The sequence below is a fragment of the Sphingomonas sp. Ant20 genome (assembly GCF_000783375.1).
Taxonomy (GTDB): Bacteria; Pseudomonadota; Alphaproteobacteria; order Sphingomonadales; family Sphingomonadaceae; genus Sphingomonas; species Sphingomonas aerolata.
The window spans coordinates 49,095-69,178 of the sequence record NZ_JRVI01000008.1 but is presented as its reverse complement, the minus strand read 5'-3'; the positions used below and the strand labels follow the sequence as shown (position 1 = coordinate 69,178).

Genomic DNA, 20,084 nt, shown 5'->3' with positions numbered 1-20,084 from the left:
TTTTTAACCTGCCAATGTTAGTTACCAAGTCCCTCGGGACGACGCCAATCTATGCCCTCCGGAAGCATCGACACCTGCGCCGATGTCAGCGCCACTGTGCCGGTCGCGGTCACCGGCCAGACGAACGCCCGCGGTCCATCCGCTTCGAAAACAGGCAGAGTCCCTGACCGTCGGACCACAGCAATTTGATCAGGTCGCCGCGCTTGCCGCGGAACGCTAACAGCGCACCGGAATGTGGTTTCTCCCGAAGAACCTGCTGCACCAATACCGCCAAGCCATCGAAGCCCTTGCGCATGTCGGTGACGCCGCATGCCAGGAATATCCGCGTCGATGTCGGCTGCGGGATCATCGCGCCAGCACGCCGATCACGCGCGACAGCGCCTCGGCGTCGACAGCGCCGTCGACGGTCAGTCGTACACCCGAAGGCAGCTCGATGCCGATCTGCCCCGCGGTCCGGGCGTCCGCTGCCGCCTCGACGGGCGGCGCCGGCAGCATCACGGGCGGCTCGCTGATCCGGACTTCGGCAAATGCGGTCTGAGGCCGGGCCGGCACTCCGCTCAGTGCACCCGACATAGCTTGACGCCGCCAGGTGTAGATCGCGCCGCTGCCGACCTCGTGACGCTCGACCGCCGCCCGGACCGACCCATCCGGGCCAAACGCATCGCGTGGGATCGCCAGCTTCTGCTCGACCGTCCAGCGGCGTCGACCCGACACCCGACCGACAATCTCGATACGACCGCTCATATCACCAGTCGTATGACTACTCGTTAAATCTGCGACTGGTTCGATAGTCTCGTCTGACATCACGGCCCCGTTCAAAGAGCCGCTATCAACCCGTCGAGCGCTCGCCTTGCAAGGCGGCCTTCAGACCGCGCTTACCAAGAAGAGATAAACATCGCCCCCGAAGCATGGTTCAACATACGGCTTGTCTCTGAATGAATTTGAATTTCGGGAGATTGTCCACTGCCTGCGAAAGTGCGCGACTGACCGAGTTCTCGCCGAGGAGGCTGGAATCGATGTGGAGGAGGTTCATACACAATGCCCTTGATGGATGTCGATGTCGCCGCGTTGTTCGAACTGCTAGATGATTGGCGCCATTGGTGGCAAGGAGATGCGGCACGGATGGCGCGCTTGAGCATCGTGAGCCACGCCTCATCTCATATCGGGCAGCCGGCCGCCGCGGCTGGATCGGGAGCGCCTACATTCGATCTGCCTACTATGGGATGAACATCGATGATCCAGCTTCACTATCTCGAACGCTCGCGAGCGATCCGCATCCTCTGGCTGCTGGACGAACTCTGCACGGACTTCGAACTGATACAGTATCAACGCGACGCGAACCACCGCGCGCCCGCGTCACTCAAGGCGGTGCACCCGCTCGGGAAGTCGCCGGTGATCGTCGATGGTGATCTCGTGCTGGCGGAATCGAGTGCCATCCTGCGTTATATCGACGCCCGTTACGGCGGGAACCGCTTCTCGCCGCCGAGCGACAGCGATGCCGCTGCGGTCCACGACGAGTGGCTGGACTATGTCGAAGGGTCGGCTGCGTTCCCGATCATGCTGACGCTGATCGGCGGCATGACGGGCGGCCTTTCGGAGAAGATGGATGCCTTTGTCGCACCGGGGCGGGACGCGACGCTGCGGTATATCGCAGCCGGAGTGGGTAAGGGCCCCTTCCTCATGGGCGAGCAGCTGACATTGGCCGACATGCAGATGTTCTATCTGCTGCAGGTCGCGGATCGTGCCAAGCTCCTTGCCGACTATCCAGCGCTGACGACTTACCTGGCGCGGCTGACGGAGCAGCCTGGCCTCAAGCGGGCGATAGAACGCGCAGGGGAAACTGGGGCCTGAGCGTAGGTTCGCGTTTTTACTTTTCTCCGCAAAGTCACTGCAATTGCGTTCGCAAACAAACACGGCGCTATCGTCGATGGTGGCTGACCAGACCTCCAGATCTGGTAACCGACGATCAGTGCCGACATCGCATTGTGCAATCTCGTTGACGGGCCAGCCCGATAGTCGAAGGATCAGAGCGTGTTCATCGAACTTGTACTGGCGACGTTGATGGTATCGCTGACAGTGGCGATCCACGGCGCGGGGCTGCACGTCCTTGCCAAGCTGCTCCGGATAGAGGCCCGCGAGGAGGCACAGGAGCGCATAAGTGCCCTGTCATTGCGCGGCTTCACGATCACATTATTAGCCATCCTGGGCCTTTTTGCACTGCACGGGGTAGAAATCTGGACATATGCTTTCCTCTATATTTGGCTCGGAGCGTCGAAGGATTGCGCGAGGCCGTCTACTTCTCGACCATTACATACGGAGCGATCGGGTACAGCGATGCCGTCATGGCGGAACGGTGGCGGCTGGTGTCGGCGATCGAGGGAATAAACGGTATCATCTTGCTCGGCTGGTCGACCGCCTTCTTCATCACCGTAGTTACCCGGTTGCGGCGAATCTGAGTGAGCCTGGCGACAGTGCGGCCTCACTTCAGCGGTAGTTTGGCGCCGCTGGCTATCAAGCCAATGACGCCTCGTGCGATGGCGGCGCTTCCTGCGAGGCAAGGATTCTTACGGCAACATATCCCCTTCCCGGCGCGGTTTCATTGGGCCGTACCGTCGCCCAACCGAGGTCGTCGCAAATCGCTCCACGAACCGCGATGTCATGCTCGCCTATGCCGCCGGTGAAGACGATCATGTCCGCGCCGCCGAGCGAGGCCATCATCGCCGCGATCTGCTTGCTGACGGAGCGGCAGAAGATGCGGATGGCGAGGTGCGCGTCGGGGTTGGTCGGGGCGGCGGCGTGGAGTTTTCGCAGGTCGCCGGACAGGTCCGAGATGCCGAGCAACCCTGATTGCCGATCGACCAGATCTTCGAGTTGGCCCGCATCCATGCCGCGCTCGCGCAGCAGATAGAGCAGCAGCCCTGGATCGAGGTCGCCGGCGCGCGATGCCATGACGATGCCGCCGGACGGGGTTAGGCCCATGCTGGTGTCGACCGATCTGCCGCTGCGCACCGCTGTCACACTGGCGCCGCTGCCGAGATGGGCGATGATCAGCCGTTCGGGTAGCGGGGTGTCGAGTTGATGCAGGATCGACTGGCACGACAGTCCGTGAAAGCCGTAGCGACGGACACCGTCCGCGCGCAACGCCTTGGGAACCGGCAAGATCGCTGCGACGTCGGGCAAGCCGGCGTGGAAGCCGGTATCGAAGCAGGCGATCTGCGGGATATCGGGGTAGCGGGCTTGCGCCGCGTGGATGAGCAACAGCGCGGCTGGAGCATGCAGCGGCGCGAACGCCGTTGCCCGTTCCAGCCGCGCGATCACGTCGGCGTCGATCAAGACCGGATCGCACAGGTCGGGGCCGCCGTGGACGATCCGGTGTCCGATCGCGTCGGGTCGTGCCGCCCCACCTGACACGGCCTCAGCCAGTACGGCGTCGATCCGGTCGAACATGTCGGCGGGGACGGTACCCTCCACCTCCCCGGACGCGATCTCTTCGACCGCGCCCGCGTTCTCGCCTCCGCTCCCGCCGTACAAGCCGAACTTGAGCGACGACGACCCTTCGTTGAGCGTGAGGACGCGGAGCGGCGTACCGCTCACCGGCGCCACTGCCAGTCGCGCACCTCCGGCAGATCGTCGCCCTGTTCATAGACGTACAGCTTGTGCCGCTCGATCAAGCTCCAGTAGCGGGCGGTTTCCGCCGCGACCCTGTCGGCGAGCCTCGGGATGCGCTGGATCGCATCGAGCGCCAGCCGGTACCGATCGAGATCGTTCAGCACGACCATGTCGAACGGCGTCGTCGTCGTCCCCTCGTCCTTGTAGCCGCGGACGTGGATGTTCTGATGGTTGGTGCGGCGGTAGGTGAGCTTGTGGATCAACGCGGGATAGCCGTGAAACGCGAAGATCACCGGCTTGTCTGTCGTGAACAGCGCATCGAACGCGCGCTCGTCAAGCCCGTGCGGATGCTCCGACTGCGGCTGTAGCACCATGAGGTCGACGACGTTGACCACCCGGATGCGGATATCGGGGACGTATTCGCGCAGCAGCATCACCGCCGCCATCGTCTCCAGCGTCGGCACGTCGCCTGCACACGCCATCACGACATCGGGTTCGCTCCCACCCTCATCCTCGGCGTCGCTCGCCCATTGCCAGATTCCCGCGCCCGCGGTGCAGTGGCGCACCGCTTCGTCGATATCCAGCCACTGCGCCTCGGGCTGCTTGCCGGCGACGATCACGTTCACGTAATTGCGGCTGCGCAGGCAGTGATCGGCCACCGACAACAGGCAGTTCGCGTCGGGCGGCAGGTAGATCCGCACCACGTCCGCCTTCTTGCTGGCGACATGATCGAGGAAGCCGGGATCCTGGTGCGACAGGCCGTTATGGTCTTGCCGCCAGACATGCGAGGTCAGCAGATAGTTGAGTGACGCGATCGGCCTGCGCCACGGGATCGCGCGCGTCACCTTCAGCCATTTCGCATGCTGGTTGAACATCGAATCGACGATGTGGACGAACGCTTCGTAGCACGAGAACAGCCCGTGGCGGCCGGTGAGCAGGTACCCCTCGAGCCAGCCTGGCACAGATGCTCGCTCAGCACCTCCATGACGCGACCGTCGCGGCTGAGGTCGGTGTCGTTCGGCTCGGTCTCGGCCATCCACGCCTTGCCCGTCACCTCATACACCGCCTGGAGGCGGTTCGACGCGGTCTCGTCGGGGCCGAACAGGCGGAAATTGGCGGTGTCGGCGTTGAACGCCATCACGTCGCGCAGATAGCCGCCCAGCACCGCGGTCGCCGCTGCCTTCACTTCGCCCGGACCGGACTGCGCGACGGCATGGTTGTGGAAATCTGGCAGCGACAGCGGCGTCATCAGTTCGCCGCCGTTGGCGTGCGGGTTCGATCCCATTCGCCGGTGGCCGGTCGGTGCGAGCGAAGCATAATCGTCGCGGAACTTGCCGTTTTCGTCGAACAGTTCGGCCGGGCGATAGCTCAGCATCCATTGTTCGAGCTGGCGCAGATGCTCGGGATCCTTGAAGTCCGCGATCGGCACCTGGTGTGCGCGCCATGTCCCCTCGACCGGCTTGCCGTCGACGAATTTGGGACCGGTCCAGCCCTTCGGCGTCTTCATCACGATCATCGGCCAGCGCGGACGCGGGGCCCCGTTCTCGTCGCCGTCGTTGCCGGATCTTGCTTCGACCTGAATCGCCTTGATCCTGTCGAGCACTGTATCGAGCGTCGCGGCAAGCAGTTGATGCACTTCGGCCGGATCATCGCCTTCGACGAAATGCGGCTCATAGCCATAGCCGTGCATGAGGTCGGTCAGCTCGCTCCGGCCGATCCGCGCCAGCACGGTCGGGTTGGCGATCTTGAAGCCGTTGAGATGCAGGATCGGCAGAACTGCGCCGTCGCGTGCCGGGTTCACGAACTTGTTGCTGTGCCAACTCGCCGCCAGCGCACCGGTCTCAGCCTCGCCGTCGCCGACCACGCACGCGACGATCAGGTCGGGATTGTCGAACGCCGCGCCATACGCATGAGCGAGCGAATAGCCGAGCTCGCCGCCCTCGTGGATCGACCCGGGCGTTTCGGGCGCAACGTGGCTGGGGATGCCGCCGGGCCAGGAGAATTGCCGGAAGAGCCGGTCCATCCCGCCGCGGCTGCGCTCTACGCCGGGGTAACGCTCCGTATAGGAGCCCTCCAGATACGTGTTCGCGACCAGCCCGGGTCCGCCATGCCCAGGACCGATGATCGCGATCATATCGAGATCATGTGCGACGATCAGCCGATTGAGGTGGACGTAGAGCAGGTTGAGGCCGGGCGTGGTGCCCCAATGACCGAGCAGCCGGGACTTGACGTGCCCGATTGTGAGCGGCTCCTCGAGCAGCGGGTTGGCGCGGAGATAGATCTGCCCGACCGAGAGATAGTTGGCCGCCCGCCAATAGCCGTCCATCCGGCGCAGCATGTCCGCCGACAGGGGACCTTCGCCGGGCGTGGTCGTAACAGTCGGTTCGGCGCGCCTTTTCACAGCATCCGTCATGTCGAGGTAACTCCGAGATTGTCCAAGCGCCATGGCCGGCCTGGCTCCAATTTATAGCAGAAAATGCAGGCCGGTTGCGCCGTCTGACCTGCGCTCATCCTTTCAGAACGCCGCTTCGCCGACTTTATCCATCGGGTTCCACCGTTAAGGCGCGTCGTGCTCGCGAGAGACCTTGTCCAAGGCTGGTGGCGGTGCCTGCGCGCGTGGTTCGGTATGGAGGACAGCGCACCAGCTACGCCATCGCACCGAGAGTTGCACGGAAGCGCCCGAGCGCGACGGTGAAGAAGATCGCGCCAATCACGCCGATCTCGAGAAACTGCGGCCACACCACGTCGAGGCCGGCGCCGCGGTAGAGGATTGCCTGCGACATCTTCACGAAATGTGTGGTGGGCGCCGCCTGCATCACGATCCGCACGAACTCGGGCATGCTCTCCTGCGGGGTCATGCCGCCGGACAGCATCTGGAGCGGCAGCAGCACCAGCATCAGCAGCAGCCCGAACTGCGGCATCGAGCGTGCGATCGTGCCCATGAAGATGCCCATAGACGTGGTCGCAAACAGGTGAAGGGCCGCGCCCGCCAGGAACAGGCCGATCGAGCCCTCGATGGGGACCTTGAGCACGCCCTGCACCACTACCGACAGCGCGAATGCGCAAGCGACGAGCACGACCAGGCCCATCGACCAGACCTTGCTCGCCATGATCTCGAACGGGGTGACGGGCATCACCAGCAGATGCTCGATCGTGCCATGCTCGCGCTCACGGATCAGCGCGGCGCCAGTCAGCACGATCGACAGCATAGTGACGTTGTTGATGATCTCCATCACCGCGCCGAACCAGCTTTGCGCGAGCGTCGGGTTGAAACGCGCGCGCACATCGAGGTCGACCGGCGCCACGCTCGCCTTGCGGACATGGGCGACGAACTCGTTCACCTCGCCGTTTACGATCTGCTGGATATAACCTCCGCCGGTGAACGCCTGACTCATCCGCGTTGCGTCGATGTTGAGCTGGATAGTGGGCGTGCGGCCGGCGAGCAGATCACGCTGGAGATTCGGGGGGATATCGAGCGCGAAGGTATCTTGCCCATTGTCCATGCGCCGGTCGACCTCGGCTGAAGTCACGAGGCTCGGGCGCGTGAAGTGCGGCGGATAAAAAGCACTCGTGATGCGGTTCGAAAGCGGCGACTGGTCCTCGTCAACGATGGCGATCGGTGCCTTGTAAAGGGTCTCGGGCATGCCGGTCGCCGCGGTGTAGATGCCAAGCGAGAAGGCGTAGAGGATCAGCACCAGCATCATCGGATCGCGCAACAGGCTGCGCAGTTCCTTCACGCCGAGCCGGAAGACGTTGGACCCGCGCATCCTCAGCCCTCCTGTTTCTTGAGGAAGGTGGCAGAGATGGCGATCACCACCGGAAAGCTGATTGCCAGTGCGATCAGATCCGCTTGCAGATCGAAAAAGCCCAGCCCCTTTGAAAAGACGCCGCGGCTGATGGTCACGAAGTAGGTGGCGGGGAAGATGTGCCCAATCAACGCGCCAACACCCTCTAGCGAGGAGACCGGGTTGATAAGTCCTGAGAATTGCACGGCTGGCAGGATGGTGCCGATGGCCGTCGCGAAGAGGGCGGCGATCTGGCTGCGCATGAACACCGAGAAGAGCAGTCCGATCGCGTCGAGCAGAGAGTATAGAACAGCGCTGCCAGCACGAAGGTCGGGAAACTGCCGGTCATCGGCACGCGGAACACGAACAACGCGAGCAGGGTCAGCGTCACGAAGTTGAACATGGCAAGCACGGCATAGGGAAGCTGTTTGCCGAGCAGGAACTCGATTCGCGTGACCGGCGTCACATACAGGTTCAGGATCGAACCCAGTTCCTTCTCGCGCACGACGCTCAGCGCCGTCAGCATTGCCGGAATCAGCAGCAGCAGGATCGGGATCACGGCGGGCGCGATCGCCACTAAGCTTTTCACGTCGGGATTGTAGCGGTAGCGCGTCTCGATGTTGACCAGGCCGGTCGCAGCGCGGGTCCCGAGTTCCTGCGCCGCCATCTCGATCAGCCACTGGGCATGCATCCCCTGAACATAGCCCTGCACAGTCTCTGCCCGGCTCGGCATGGCGCCGTCGATCCACATGCCAACCGACACGGCATCGCCCCGCCGGATATCGCGCGCGAAGCCCGGCGGGATCTCGATCGCGACGCTCAGCTCACCGCTGCGCATCCGCCGGTCCATGTCGGCATAGTCGGTGATCGACGGCCGTTCGGTGAAGTAGCGCGAGCCCGCAAGGTTCAGGACGTAGTTCTGGCTGGTGGTGCTGTTGTCCCGGTCGAGGACCGCGAACGGCAGATTCTCGACATCCATGCTGATGCCGTACCCCATGATGAACATCAGGATGACGCTGCCGAGCAGTGCCATTACCAGCCGGATCGAGTCGCGCCTGAGCTCCAGCGCTTCGCGCCGGCTGTAGCTTAACATGCGTCGCGGGCTGAAGACGCGCAGACGCGCTGCGGCACGCCCCGACGGTCCTGTGGCATCGCCGACGCCAGCCTGCGTCGCGGGAGTTGAAGAACGCTCGCCAGCAGGCCGATCCTCGCCGGAGGCTTCCTCCAGATAGGCGATAAAGGCCTCCTCGAGGCTTGCTGCACCGCGGGTCTCGACGATGGCCTTAGGCGTGTCGCTCACCAGCACCCGCCCGGCATGCATCAGCGAGATGCGGTCGCATCGGGCAGCCTCGTTCATGAAGTGGGTGGAGATGAAGATCGTTACCTGGTCCTTGCGCGAGAGGTCGATCATCATCTGCCAGAAATTGTCGCGCGCGATCGGATCGACGCCGGAGGTCGGCTCGTCGAGGATCAGCATTTCGGGCTTGTGGATCATCGCCACAGCGAGGCTCAGCCGCTGCCGTTGTCCCAGCGGCACGCTGTCCGGCAGCGCGTCCATGATCTCGGCCAGACCGAAGCGTTGGCTCATCTCCTGGACGCGAGACGGGATCTCGGCCGCGGACACGTGAAAGAGCTGGGCATGCAGCACGAGGTTCTGCCGCACCGTCAGCTCGGAATAGAGCGAGAATGCCTGGCTCATATAGCCGACGCGTCGGCGGGTATCGATATCGTCTGCTTCCACGGGGCGGCCGAACAGCCACGCCTCGCCCTCAGTCGCTGGAAGCAGCCCGGTCAGCATCTTCATCGTTGTCGATTTGCCGCAGCCGTTCGACCCCAGAAACCCGAAGATCTCGCCGCGCTCGATGCGAAAATCGAACATGGTCGACGGCCGTAAAGTCGCCAAAGCGGCGGGTTAGGCCCTTAGCCTCGATCGCGACATTGTCCCCTGTGTCGACGCGTGGCGGGATCTCTACCGGCTTGTGCCCGGCGCGCGCGGCTTCCGGCAACAGCGCAATGAACGCCTCCTCCAGCGTGAGCGTACCAGTGCGCCGGTAGAGTTCCTCGGCAGTGCCGGTCGCGAGAATCTTGCCGGCGTTCATCGCCACCAGCCAGTCGAACCGTGCCGCCTCGTCCATGTAGGCGGTCGCGACCAACACACTCATCGCCGGCCGGTCGGCGCGGATGCGGTCGATCAAGTCCCAAAACTGCGCCCGGGATAGCGGATCAACGCCGGTGGTGGGTTCATCAAGCAGCAACAGGTCGGGATCGTGGATTAGCGCGCAGCACAGGCCGAGCTTTTGCTTCATGCCGCCCGACAACTTGCCCGCCGGCCGATCCCGGAAAGACGCCAGCCCGGTGCTTTCGGTGAGGTCGGTGATCCGCCGCTGGCGCTCGGCGGCATCCTGGCCGAACAGCCTGCCGAAGAAATCGAGATTTTCGAACACCGAAAGGGTGGGATAAAGATTCTTGCCCAGGCCTTGCGGCATATAGGCGATCCGGGGACAGACCGCCTCACGGTGCCGCCGGTCGGCCATGTCGCCGCCCAGTACCTCGATCGTGCCGGCCTGGATCCGGTGTGCGCCCGCGACCAGCGAGAACAGGCTCGACTTGCCGACGCCGTCCGGCCCGATCAGCCCCGTCATCCGGCCGACCGGGAGCTCGAGGCTTACGCCGTCGAGCGCCAGCGTCTTGCCATAGCGGAGCACGACGTCAGCTACCCGCGCGGCCGGTCCGCCAGGCACGAGCGGGGCGGTACTCATTGTGTGACCTTGACCTTGAGATTGTCTGGCCACGGTGCGTTCGCGTCGATCCGGATATATGCCAGGCCGGGGAGCCCGGTCTTCACCTGCCTGATGTGCCGCTGGAGCAGGGCGGGGTCGATCCTGGCTTTCACCCGGAACATCAGCTTCTGGCGCTCGCTCTCGGTTTCCACCGTCTTGGGCGTGAACTGCGCGACGTCCGCCACGAACGAGACCTTGGCCGGGATCACGAAATTCGACGCAGCGTCGAGGACGATACGGACATCCGATCCAAGGCCAACGCGGCCCGCTACCGTCTCGGGCAAGAAGAAGGTCATTGAGACATCGGACAGGTTCACGAGGTTCAGCACCTTGCCGCCACCCGCCACGACCTCACCGGGCTGGACGACGCGGTACTGGACGCGGCCCGCCACCGGCGCACGCAACGAGTTGTCGGCAAGATCGGCATCCAGCCGCTGGATCGTGGCGCGCACCGCGTCGACGTTGGCGCGGGCGCCGATCACCTGGCTGCGAGCGGTTTTCACCGCCGTGCTGGCGGCGGCAAGCTGCGCGCGCGCGGCGCCAACCGTCGCACGGGCACTCTCCACCTGCGCCTCGTCGTCGTCGCGCTCCTGCACCGGGGTCGCGCCCTCGCGCGCAGCGTTTCGGACCGCTGGAGGCGTTTGTGTGCTGCGTTAAGTTCGGCCAGCCGCTGCTGGACGACCGCCGCGGCCGCGGCGCGGTCGCTTTCGCGTTGCGCAATGGTGTTACTGGCGATGTCGATGCCGTTGGCGGCTTGGGCGAGTTGGGCCACTGCCTGCGCGCGCTCGGCACGGAGCGGTGCGACGTCCATATGGGCAACGACCTGACCCGCCTTCACGAAATCGCCCTCCCCCACCAGGATGTCCGCAATCCGTCCCGGCGACTTGGCCGATACGTCCACCTCCACGGCCTCGATGCGGCCATTGCCGCTGACGATGCCCTCGGGAAGGCCCTTCGGCTTCAGCAAGCGCCAGCCAATAAAGGCTACGACCGCGATCGCCACGATCACCGCAATGCGGACTAGCCATTTCTTCGTCATGTCGGTCATCGTGCCTGTCCGCCCCCGGGCTCGGGAGTCACATCCTGGGGAAAACCACCGCCGAGCGCGGCGTAGAGGCTGATGCCGCTCGCGATATAGCCCCGTCTGAGCATTACTAATGCCTGTTGAGTCGCGAACAGGTCGCGCTGCGCGTCAAGCACCTCGAGATAGGCCGACCGGCCACTGGTGTAGCGCAGGTCTGCGAGCCTTGCCCGCTCGGTCAATGCGGCCAGCGTGTGGCTGGTTGTCGCGATCTGAGCCTTCTGCCAACGACGCTGGGCAAGCGCATCGCCAACATCGCGAAACGCCGCCTGAATCGTCTGCTCGTACTCAGCGACGGCGATGTTGCGCCTCGCCTCGGCAAGGTCGAGGTTCGCGCGGTTTCGTCCGGCGTTGAAGATGGGCAGCGAGAGTGTCGGCTGGAAGCTCCACGCGCCTTGCCCACCGTCGAACAAGCGGCTCAGCGCGCTGCTGGCGGTGCCGCCCGCCGCAGTCAGGCTGATATTCGGGAAGAAGGCGGCGCGGGCCGCTCCGATGTCGGCGTGCGCGGCAACGAGTTGATGCTCCGAGGCCAGAATATCCGGCCGGTTGATCAGCAGATCGGAGGGCAGCCCGGCAGGGATCGCGCGGTCGGCGTCGGCCTCGGCAAGGGTGAGCGTGCCCGATCCCAACGTCATCGAACGCCCCACCAGCAGGGTGATGGCATTGAGGCTCTGCTCGCGCTGCTGTTGCAGCGCCTGCTCTTCGGTCTCGGCCTGCGTCAGCAGCGCCTCGCTTTGCGTCATGTCGAGCTTCGAGCCGGAGCCGACCTCGTAACGGCGCCGAGCGATGCGGAAAGATTCCTTCCGGCTGGCGATCGTCTGGTGGGCCAGCGCGGTCCGCTCGTCCAACTCGCGGACCGCGAGATAGCTGATCGCTACCTGCGCGACGAGACTGGTCGCAACCGCCCGCTGCGCTTCGCGCGTGGCCAGGAAGCTCTGGCGCGCGGCCTCCTTCATGTTACGCAGCCGCCCCCAGAAGTCGATTTCCCAGGCAGCGCTCAGTGCGACCTGATATTGTCCGGCTTCGCTCGAGCGGCCGGTGACGCTCAGGTCGCCCGGCGTGCGGGCATAGGTGCCTGTCGCGATGCCGTCGAGAGTGGGATAGAGCTGCGATCCCTGGATCCGGTAGGCGGCCCGCGCTGCTTCGATGCGGGCGGTGGCGACGCGCAGATCGCGATTGTCGGCGAGCGCCTGCTCGATGAGCGCGACGAGCTGGGGATCGACCGCGAAGACCTCACGCCAGCCAAGACGGATGATCGGAGGCGAGACGTTTGCGGTGCCGGGATAAGCGGCGGCGATGGGTGCGGGCGGCCGCTGGTATGCTGGTGCAAAGGAGCAGCCCGTCACCAGAGATACGCCGAGCATCCCCAGCATCCGCCGCTTTCCGGGGCGCGACGTCGCGCAGAACTGGCGAAAGTGCGGATACATACTGCTCATCGGACAACCTCCGACGCTGACGGTCTCATGCGCAGGATATGAAGATCGCGTGAGCAACTGCCGCCCTCCTTACCGTACAAGGGCAATACCCACCCGCACGCGTGTCATGCGGCGGTCGTAATCGAGCAGGTTCTCGCCGTAGCCGGTAAAGGCCTGGCCAAAAAGATAAGCGTTCAGGTCGCTGCCGACGATCCGGTCGACGGGGTAGGAGAGATTGCCGTCAAGTGACCCCTTGCCAGTACCAAAGTTCGTCCGGCCCCCAACACTGAGCTTCAGGCCTTCTTCCTCGCCGATCTGCGCGAAAAACCCGCTGTTCCCGCGATAGCGCTTGACGTCGGGATTGTCGCTCAGGCTACCCGCATACACCCAGAAACGCGGGCCGGCGGTCAGCGAATAGCGCCCGAGCGGCACCGTCAGCTGCGGCTGCACGTAGACCGTGTTCAGGCTGCGCGACCCATCGCCCGAGCGGCCGTTCGATTCGTGCCGAAAGCCCGCTTGGCCGCCCAGCACGATATTGCCCTTGAGTGGCACGGTCGGCGCCAGGTAGAACAGCTCGGGCATGAAATCGATGTTACGGAAGGGAGAGGACCCGGCGCCCAGATCCCAGAACATGCGCTGGGTGTAGGCGAAGTAGATGCCCTGAGCCCAGGACGTGCGTCCGGCGGTCCCCGCCGGTGCACCGAACACCTGGTATTTGAAGCTGATCTGGAGCCGCGCATCGCTGTCGGTCCCAGGGCCGTAAACCGCATAGAGGGGCTCATAAGCCGACAGGTTGGCAAGGAATTGGTTGGAGCCGGCTACCGTCGGTGCAGCGGTCGCCATAACACGAGCAGGATCAGTAGCAGCAACCTCGGTCGGCTCAGCCGCTGCAAGCGTGGGTCGATCCTCGATCATGGTGATCCGCCGAGCACCCCACCCCGGCACTTCCAACAGCGCGCCCGCGAGCGGAGCTGGGCCACCGGGCACCTCCAGCCGGTAGCGGGCGGTGCCAAAACCCCCTGCGGCGATCGTCAAGGACGCGGCCGATCCAGGCGCGCGCTCGGCCCGCAACGAAAGGTCTCCACTCGGCCGAGAGAGTCTAGCCGTTACTGCATCCGGCAGATCCATGGGCTCATTCTGATTGCTCGTATTGAACACGAGCAGCTCAATCAGGAGATCGCGGCGATCCCCCACCGACGTGACCGCGCTGATCACCACCTCCGGTGCCGCGGATGCGGCAGGCGCGGGATTGGCGAGGATCAGGAGGGAAACGAAAATCAAGGGCATGGGCGCGGAAGCTCACCAGAAAACACCGGAAAGCTTGCGCGCTCACGTGCAAGCTTATCCTTGGTTATGATACTGTAGGTCTCGGTTAACACAGGCGGATGCTGCATTGCAACAAGGGACGCAAGCGGTCATCCATCGCAGCGCGGTGGTCCGCACGCGAAGTGCGAGCAGGTGTGTGCTCACTCGAAATTCCCGGCTGGTGGGTTACCGACGGACAGCCGCGCCTGCCGGCACTCCCAGCATCAGTCGTTATCGGTCGGTTACACGGTCATAAGGGTGAAGGAGGGGCATCGCGAAGATGCGCCATTTCGACTACGAACACCCAGGCCCGATCGGCCAGCTCGCGTCGTCGTTCCGGAACCCGCGCATAAAGGGCACCACTCAGCATCGACGCCAGCAGGAGTACGTCGGACGGCAGGAGGTCGCTACGGCACGTGCCATTCGCCACCGCCTGCTCAACCGGCTTTTCGAAGACGCGCACGAAACGCCACAACACTGTCAGGAACTCCGGACTGTCGTGATCGATCGCCTGCCAGTATTCGATCAACGGGGCATGGAAGATGATGCGATCTGCTATGAAGCGTAGCAGGCGAGCCAAGGCGACCACATCACCCTCCAGGCGCGCGCCTCGCCTTCGATCTCGTCCAGACCGCGATCGAGCAGCGCCATGATGAGGGACCGCCGGTCAACGAAGTTGCGGAACAGCGTTGCACGGCCCACCCCGGCACGCTCAGCAATTGCGTCCAACGGCGCATTGATACCCAGCTCGAGGAAAACCGCTTCGCCGGCCTCGAGGAGCTTGGCGCGGTTCTGGACGGCATCTAGGCGGCGTTGGGGCATGGCATGCAAAACCGCAGAATGACCCTGGTGTCAAATGGGGGCGCCCGGCGTCAAGCTTCCGAGCCGCTTCCGAACAGCCATTCGAGGTGTCCACGATGTAATGAAGTGGTCCTGCCTGCGTTGGGCGTCCGCTCGAATACGTTGGTGACATTCTCCAGCGCTGTGCTGGTGGCGCTGCGCCCGCCGCCGAGCGACCACAACGCAGTTTTCTATACCTCGCCTGTGCTGCGTAAGGCCAATGCTTAGTGGCCGCGTGCCGCCGGTTTCCGTCGCGGTAGCATGCCCTCGCCCCGTGCGCTAACCGGAGGGCTAGCCGCGCAGGCGGTGCCGTCGCGGGTTGCCCGCGACAGCGGAGCGGGACCGGTTGGCGACCCAGGGATAACGCTGGGCCATCTCCTCGTCATAACCCAGATTGAAGACGGTTACGCTCTTCTTCGGGCGCTTGGCGCGGCTGTAGAGCGTGCCGAACAGGCGGTCCCAGACGAAGTTGGTGATGCCAAAATTGCCGTGCTCGTCGTGAAAGTGATGCTCCATATGGCGTTTCTTCAACGTCGCCAGCCAGCGGTTGCGGGGTTTCTAGCCAAGATGCTGTACGCAGTGCGCAAACTCGTAAAAGCAGGTGCACAGCAGCCCCGTCGCGAACCCCGCCAAGGCTCCACCCGTCCCGCCGATCAGCCATCCCGGCAGCGCCGCCACCACCAGCAGAGTCGGCAGCGTCGTATGGAGGGCCCCGAACAGGATCTCCAACCGGTCCGGATCGATGTGATGGTCGTAATGGATGCGTTTCCACATGCCGGCCAGGACGGGCACTTTGAACATCCAGCGGCTGTGCAGTACCCAGCGATGCAATACGTACCAGACGAGCGGGTACGCGACCATGACAAGGAGGGCGCTCGCAAGCGTCGGTGCAAGTGGGGCTGGCCAGCGGGCCGAAGCGACTAAGCTGAGCCCCGCCAGCGCCAGATAGACGACAACGGCGTAGTGCGAGAAATAGGCCACCACCAGCTCGCGCAGGCCCATGCGGCCGAGATGATGGGTGCGTTCCCAGAACCGTGGAGCATTCGACAGCTGCGTCATTCGCCTTCTTTCGTCCTGTTCAACGGCTGCGTGCCTGCCACAACCTCCGCCAGAACGGTTTGATCACCGTCAAAGAGTGGGTTTCAGCTGAACCGGCCGGATGATGCCGAACGTGCCTGCACAAGCCCATACACGCCTCAGCGCTGCGTCAACATCCGCGACACCCCTTTGCGCAACGGCGACATGTGTCCCGCCGCCCGCAACAAGACCGGTCTTGCGAGACGCGCCGGCAGATCGTCGTCGGTATATGCCCGCACGATAAATCCCGTCGTGGCGAACAGGGGGGCTGCGGCCAGCCGGTGCCCGGCCTCATAGCGAAGCAGGAGCGAGGGTGCGCCGATGTCGCGACCTTGCGCAGCTGCGCGTGCAACCAGGCCGGCGAGCGAGACGCGCTGCGCAACCCCAGGTTGAAGCCGTGTGCGGTCACCGGATGCATGCCCACGGCCGCATCGCCGATCAATGCCGCGCGAGTGGCCGCGAAATGCTCGCTCCATGTTGTGGCAAGCGGATAGACATGAGGTCGGCCCATCATCGCATCGTGCCCAATCGCTCACCGGACCGCCGCGTCAGCTCGTCGGAGAGAGCAGCGGGACTGCGCGCCGCCAGCCGCGCGATCATATCCTCGGCCAACGTCAGGATAACAGACGATCGTCGCCCCGTCAGAGGGAGGAGCGCGATCGTCTGGCCGTGCCCGAACCACTCGGTGGCGACGCCGTTATGGTCCCGATCATGCTCGACCTCAGCCAGCAGCATCGATCGACCGGGCCGGTTCACCCGCGCCGCGATCCCTAGCCGCGCTCGAACGTCGGAAAAGCGGGAGTCGGCAGCCGCCAACAAGCGCCCCCGCAGGATGCGGCCATCCTCGAGCGTCACTGACGCGCCTGCCCGCGCGGTGGAGATGGCGGCCATGCCCGGGCCCGCGAAAACCGTCAGTGCCGCCTGCCCGGCTGTCGCAGCAAACAGCGCGCGCCGAATATGGTGGTTTGCGACGAGCTTACCCAAATGGTCTTCGCGCAATCCTTCGGTGCCGAAGGGAAGCTCGAACGACGACGTGCCGTGGAGTACCGACGCGCTGCGCAGCGTCGATACAGCTTCGGGCGTGATCAAGTCCCATGCGCCCAATGCGCGCAAGGTATTGATAGACCGGTGCGTCAGGGCGATCTCGCGACCGTCGCAGGCCGGATCGGCAAGTGCTGCCCGCGACTGCCGTTCGACCAGCGCAATGCTGAGGCCGGTACCCGCCAGCGCGCGCGCAAAGGCCAGTCCTGCGGGTCCTGCGCCCACTACAATCAGATCATGTTCCATGACGCGTTCATAGGCGCCGTAAACGCGAGCGCTTTGACGGCGGTCAATGCCAGACGGCCGATGTTGCTGCACATCGTCGTCCTTGCGCTGTGGGCACTGAACGTAAGACAAGGAGCAGGCGAGGATGAACCTTCAATGGTCTGGCGGTACAGTCGTGCCGCTCACGAGCCAGTCGAACGAAATACCGGAAGACGATATCCTGCGTCTCGTCGACGATCATCGTCATCTCGGCGAGCTATGCGATCTACTCGAATGCTGTGCTGACGAATTACCGACGCTTCCCCCCGCCCCGGTGGTGGAGAAGATATGCGACGCCCTGGCGGGACTCTACGATCAAGGCGGCGTCACCGCGTCCCCTTATCCCGACGTCACATCGTTATATGATGCGGCGGACCCGCTGGCGGCCGTGCTGATCGAACACGTCCGCGCCCGCCACCTTGCCGATGCCACCCACGCTGAGGATCTGGTGGACGCGTTGCGCGGCAGCCTGAACATGGCGGAGCGACTGTCGCCCAACATGCTGGGCTATATGCTGCGTTGCTTCTTCGATGGCTGCCGACAGGCAATGGACTGCGAGGAACTTGCGATTCTGGCGTTGGCCCGTCACCGGCTGACGCAGGCAGCCCGATCGGTGCTGATCGACAGCCTGCGCGGGCGCGCAAGCCGTAGGTGCTTCGCGTCGACATGACAGAGCGGTTCAGGCCGCCTCAGCACGGGCGGCAAGCGCCGCGCGATCGCTGATCGTCACCGCGCGGGCTCCGGGCAAGGCGATGATGCCGTCCGCCTTCAATTTTGTCAGTTGGCGGCTCACCGTCTCGATCGTCATGCCAAGTACGTCTGCGATCTGCCCGCGCGTCAGCGGAAGATCGAACGTCATCGGCCCTTCAGCATTCGCCCGGCACCCTTTTTCGCCTGCGCGTACCGCCATGTCGATCAGATAGCCCGCTACCTTCTCCGCCGCTGACTTGCGCGCCAATACCAGAATACGTTCCCGCGCTTCGGTCAGAGAATCAAGCGTGCGTTGCAGCAGCAGCCGTTCCATACGCTGATGATCGTCGAGCACTCGCTCGAAGGCAGGACGCGGGAAAACGCATAGTTCAGCGTCGGTCAGCGCGACGATATCGAAGTCCGTTTCGCCGGCATAAGGCTTACCGAAGAAGTCTGCCGCGTACAGCAGGCCAACGATTTGCTCGCGACCATCTGTAGTCGTTGCAACCAGCTTCAACACGCCGTCTAGCAGATTGCCGCAGATCACAGCTTCATCCCCGGCCCAAGCCACGACCTGGCCACGCTTGACGTCGCGCCTCTGGCTAAGGGCGTTGAGCGCCCTGAGTTCAGAATTGTCGAGGCTGCCGCACAATGAGCGGTCACGAACCGCACAGTCAGCGCATAGGTCGGTCAGGGCCATGAGCGCACCATACTCGCGATATCCCGTCCTGTCGCCTGAGGCGATGAGCCGCGCCGAATTCGCTACCTGCCGGCATTTTCAAATGGCATTGCTGAACCGCGCGCCGTCTTCTACGCGATGAGCGTCGAGGGTCGCCGCGATTGCGCGCGCATAGGGCCGCGCCTCGTCTGCCAACTCCAGTCTCGTGTTGCGCCACCCGATCAACCCGACATTCTCAAACCGGCTCAGGCGGGAGCGAATGCCCCCCAGTTCCGGAACATCGGCCAGATCCGCTGCTCCGCGGCACAGGATCGCCTCGATCGCACGCCCGCGGACACGATCTTGAGCCGTTCGTCGTACGCCGCGTGTGGTCGCAAAGCGTGCCCCGCCGATCGCGGCGTGCCAGCGTCCGGTATTCTTTTCGTTCTGGAGCAGCCGGTCGGGAAACTGCCCGATCGCACTGCCTCCCAGGCCGAGGAGCACGTCAGCCTTGTCTTCGGTAAATCCCTGGAAGTTGCGGCGGAGCGTGCCATTTGCAGCAGCACGCGCCAGCGCATCTTGCGGTCGGGCGAAATGATCAAAGCCAACGGGCTCGTAACCGGCCTCGCTCAGTCGGCAGTGCGCCAGCATCGCCTGACCGAACCGCGCTGCCGCGTCCGGGAGCGCCCTTGCATCGATGCGGCGCTGGCGCGGGATCAGGTTCGGGACATGCGCGTAGCCGAAAACGGCCAATCGGTCGGGCGCGAGGGTCAGGGCAGTATCAAGCGTGGCCTGGAGCGTAGCGTCATCCTGGCCCGGCAGTCCGTACATGAGATCGAAGTTGATCGACTCTACGCCTGCCGCGCGAAGGAGATCGGTAGTGCGACGGATATCCGCTTCAGGTTGAACGCGGCCGATGGCAGCCTGCAGTTTCGGATCGAACGTCTGCACGCCCAGGCTCGCGCGGGTCACACCTGTATCGGCCATCGCCGATGCCCAATCCGCCTCGAAGCCGCGCGGATCGAGTTCCACCGACAGCACTGCGTCTGCGCAGCGGAAGGCGGCGACAACATGATCGACCAACGCAACAAATGCCTTGGGAGACACGGCATTGGGGCTACCGCCGCCAAAGGCAATCCGCCCTACCCTACCCCGGCCGGCAAGCCTTCTCGCTACCGACGTGATCTCCTCGTGCAGCCGTACCAGATAAGCGTCGAGCCGCGCCGTCCGGTTTGCCGCCCCCGTGTTGCAGCCGCAGTACCAGCAGATCGCATGGCAATAGGGGATGTGCAGGTAAAGGGAGATCGGCTCATCGTCCGGAACTGCATCAAGTGCTGCAGCCATGTCGTCATGGCCGACTGTATCGTCGAACTCCGCGGCGGTGGGATAGCTGGTATAGCGCGGCACCGGCCGCGCCAGCAGGTCAGGATAGAAGGTCCACATGACCACCGCGATGCGCAAATGCCTCGACGGACTTTGACCGCCGTCAAACACACGTTTGTCCGCGGTCAAGGTCGGGCGATGGCACCGCGCCTATTG

General features: G+C 64.1%; 17 protein-coding genes and 4 pseudogenes. 2 read left to right on the top strand and 19 right to left on the bottom strand.

Annotation, left to right across the window (positions count from 1 at the left end; genetic code table 11):
* Window positions 1–17: 17 nt before the first annotated feature.
* Both tnpB and NI18_RS02220 read right to left on the bottom strand, forming a co-directional pair.
* Window positions 18–349: pseudogene (tnpB, locus tag NI18_RS02225) on the bottom strand (IS66 family insertion sequence element accessory protein TnpB).
* Window positions 346–744 (bottom strand): transposase, encoded by a 399-nt coding sequence (locus tag NI18_RS02220; protein WP_037527750.1) that lies wholly within the window; start codon window positions 742–744, stop codon window positions 346–348. The pseudogene tnpB and the gene NI18_RS02220 overlap by 4 nt, the downstream one beginning before the upstream one ends.
* Window positions 745–1,233: 489 nt before the next feature.
* Between NI18_RS02220 and NI18_RS02215 the strand changes: the two genes are divergently transcribed.
* On the top strand, window positions 1,234–1,851 hold the full coding sequence (locus NI18_RS02215) for a glutathione S-transferase family protein (protein ID WP_037527748.1): 618 nt from the start codon (window positions 1,234–1,236) through the stop codon (window positions 1,849–1,851).
* 442 nt (window positions 1,852–2,293) lie between these two features.
* Here the strand turns inward: NI18_RS02215 and NI18_RS26280 are convergent, their stop codons facing one another.
* From NI18_RS26280 to NI18_RS02160, 15 genes and pseudogenes are all read right to left on the bottom strand, one after another.
* Window positions 2,294–2,425 (bottom strand): hypothetical protein, encoded by a 132-nt coding sequence (locus NI18_RS26280; protein ID WP_306286186.1) that lies wholly within the window; start codon window positions 2,423–2,425, stop codon window positions 2,294–2,296.
* Window positions 2,426–2,511: 86 nt separating this feature from the next.
* Window positions 2,512–3,603 carry an acetate kinase gene (locus NI18_RS02205; protein ID WP_306286185.1) on the bottom strand — a complete coding sequence of 364 codons (1,092 nt, stop codon included), beginning with the start codon at window positions 3,601–3,603 and terminating at the stop codon, window positions 2,512–2,514.
* Complete coding sequence (locus tag NI18_RS26275) at window positions 3,591–4,175, bottom strand: hypothetical protein (RefSeq protein WP_306286199.1); 585 nt, start codon at window positions 4,173–4,175, stop codon at window positions 3,591–3,593. The genes NI18_RS02205 and NI18_RS26275 overlap by 13 nt, the downstream gene beginning before the upstream one ends.
* A 129-nt stretch (window positions 4,176–4,304) precedes the next feature.
* Window positions 4,305–5,935: pseudogene (locus NI18_RS02200) on the bottom strand (phosphoketolase family protein); the annotation flags it as partial.
* Between the two features lie 319 nt (window positions 5,936–6,254).
* Window positions 6,255–7,376, bottom strand: a complete 1,122-nt coding sequence (locus tag NI18_RS02195) for an ABC transporter permease (protein WP_037527747.1) — start codon at window positions 7,374–7,376, stop codon at window positions 6,255–6,257.
* 2 nt (window positions 7,377–7,378) lie between these two features.
* Window positions 7,379–7,546 carry a hypothetical protein gene (locus NI18_RS26270; RefSeq protein WP_306286204.1) on the bottom strand — a complete coding sequence of 56 codons (168 nt, stop codon included), beginning with the start codon at window positions 7,544–7,546 and terminating at the stop codon, window positions 7,379–7,381.
* Window positions 7,547–7,585: 39 nt separating this feature from the next.
* Window positions 7,586–10,153: pseudogene (rbbA, locus tag NI18_RS02190) on the bottom strand (ribosome-associated ATPase/putative transporter RbbA); the annotation flags it as partial.
* Window positions 10,150–10,770 carry an HlyD family efflux transporter periplasmic adaptor subunit gene (locus NI18_RS27745; protein WP_347574789.1) on the bottom strand — a complete coding sequence of 207 codons (621 nt, stop codon included), beginning with the start codon at window positions 10,768–10,770 and terminating at the stop codon, window positions 10,150–10,152. The gene NI18_RS27745 and the pseudogene rbbA, both read right to left, overlap by 4 nt.
* Window positions 10,674–11,222, bottom strand: a complete 549-nt coding sequence (locus NI18_RS27740) for a biotin/lipoyl-binding protein (protein WP_347574788.1) — start codon at window positions 11,220–11,222, stop codon at window positions 10,674–10,676. The genes NI18_RS27745 and NI18_RS27740 overlap by 97 nt, the downstream gene beginning before the upstream one ends.
* A complete protein-coding gene (locus tag NI18_RS02180) occupies window positions 11,219–12,628 on the bottom strand; it encodes an efflux transporter outer membrane subunit (RefSeq protein ID WP_306286184.1) in 1,410 nt (469 codons plus the stop codon). The genes NI18_RS27740 and NI18_RS02180 overlap by 4 nt, the downstream gene beginning before the upstream one ends.
* A 132-nt stretch (window positions 12,629–12,760) precedes the next feature.
* Window positions 12,761–13,957, bottom strand: coding sequence for a phospholipase A (locus NI18_RS02175; protein WP_037527745.1), 1,197 nt, complete (start codon window positions 13,955–13,957; stop codon window positions 12,761–12,763).
* Window positions 13,958–14,225: 268 nt separating this feature from the next.
* On the bottom strand, window positions 14,226–14,564 hold the full coding sequence (locus NI18_RS24040; RefSeq protein WP_128082029.1) for a hypothetical protein: 339 nt from the start codon (window positions 14,562–14,564) through the stop codon (window positions 14,226–14,228).
* Entirely contained in the window at window positions 14,531–14,797 is a 267-nt protein-coding gene (locus NI18_RS21965) for a helix-turn-helix domain-containing protein (protein WP_052148926.1), read from the bottom strand. Before NI18_RS21965 ends, NI18_RS24040 begins: the two co-directional genes overlap by 34 nt.
* 309 nt (window positions 14,798–15,106) lie before the next feature.
* Window positions 15,107–15,874 (bottom strand): annotated as a pseudogene (locus NI18_RS02165) (sterol desaturase family protein).
* A gap of 528 nt (window positions 15,875–16,402) precedes the next feature.
* Window positions 16,403–17,179, bottom strand: coding sequence for an FAD-dependent monooxygenase (locus NI18_RS02160; RefSeq protein ID WP_306286183.1), 777 nt, complete (start codon window positions 17,177–17,179; stop codon window positions 16,403–16,405).
* A gap of 124 nt (window positions 17,180–17,303) precedes the next feature.
* On the opposite strand from NI18_RS02160, the gene NI18_RS02155 reads away from it, so the two are divergent.
* On the top strand, window positions 17,304–17,867 hold the full coding sequence (locus NI18_RS02155; protein ID WP_128082028.1) for a hypothetical protein: 564 nt from the start codon (window positions 17,304–17,306) through the stop codon (window positions 17,865–17,867).
* 9 nt (window positions 17,868–17,876) lie between these two features.
* Here the strand turns inward: NI18_RS02155 and NI18_RS02150 are convergent, their stop codons facing one another.
* Both NI18_RS02150 and hemN read right to left on the bottom strand, forming a co-directional pair.
* Window positions 17,877–18,587, bottom strand: a complete 711-nt coding sequence (locus tag NI18_RS02150; protein ID WP_037527740.1) for a Crp/Fnr family transcriptional regulator — start codon at window positions 18,585–18,587, stop codon at window positions 17,877–17,879.
* Between the two features lie 78 nt (window positions 18,588–18,665).
* Complete coding sequence (hemN, locus tag NI18_RS02145) at window positions 18,666–19,988, bottom strand: oxygen-independent coproporphyrinogen III oxidase (RefSeq protein ID WP_037527842.1); 1,323 nt, start codon at window positions 19,986–19,988, stop codon at window positions 18,666–18,668.
* Window positions 19,989–20,084 lie beyond the last annotated feature (96 nt).

Coding starts and splice junctions, on each gene's coding strand:
- NI18_RS02220 (WP_037527750.1), bottom strand. CDS start 744: ATGAGCGGTCGTATCGAGATTGTCGGTCGGGTGTCGGGTCGACGCCGC.
- NI18_RS02215 (WP_037527748.1), top strand. CDS start 1,234: ATGATCCAGCTTCACTATCTCGAACGCTCGCGAGCGATCCGCATCCTC.
- NI18_RS26280 (WP_306286186.1), bottom strand. CDS start 2,425: ATGAAGAAGGCGGTCGACCAGCCGAGCAAGATGATACCGTTTATTCCC.
- NI18_RS02195 (WP_037527747.1), bottom strand. CDS start 7,376: ATGCGCGGGTCCAACGTCTTCCGGCTCGGCGTGAAGGAACTGCGCAGC.
- NI18_RS27740 (WP_347574788.1), bottom strand. CDS start 11,222: ATGACCGACATGACGAAGAAATGGCTAGTCCGCATTGCGGTGATCGTG.
- NI18_RS02180 (WP_306286184.1), bottom strand. CDS start 12,628: ATGCTGGGGATGCTCGGCGTATCTCTGGTGACGGGCTGCTCCTTTGCA.
- NI18_RS02175 (WP_037527745.1), bottom strand. CDS start 13,957: ATGCCCTTGATTTTCGTTTCCCTCCTGATCCTCGCCAATCCCGCGCCT.
- NI18_RS21965 (WP_052148926.1), bottom strand. CDS start 14,797: ATGCCCCAACGCCGCCTAGATGCCGTCCAGAACCGCGCCAAGCTCCTC.
- NI18_RS02160 (WP_306286183.1), bottom strand. CDS start 17,179: ATGGAACATGATCTGATTGTAGTGGGCGCAGGACCCGCAGGACTGGCC.
- NI18_RS02155 (WP_128082028.1), top strand. CDS start 17,304: ATGAACCTTCAATGGTCTGGCGGTACAGTCGTGCCGCTCACGAGCCAG.
- NI18_RS02150 (WP_037527740.1), bottom strand. CDS start 18,587: ATGGCCCTGACCGACCTATGCGCTGACTGTGCGGTTCGTGACCGCTCA.
- hemN (WP_037527842.1), bottom strand. CDS start 19,988: ATGTGGACCTTCTATCCTGACCTGCTGGCGCGGCCGGTGCCGCGCTAT.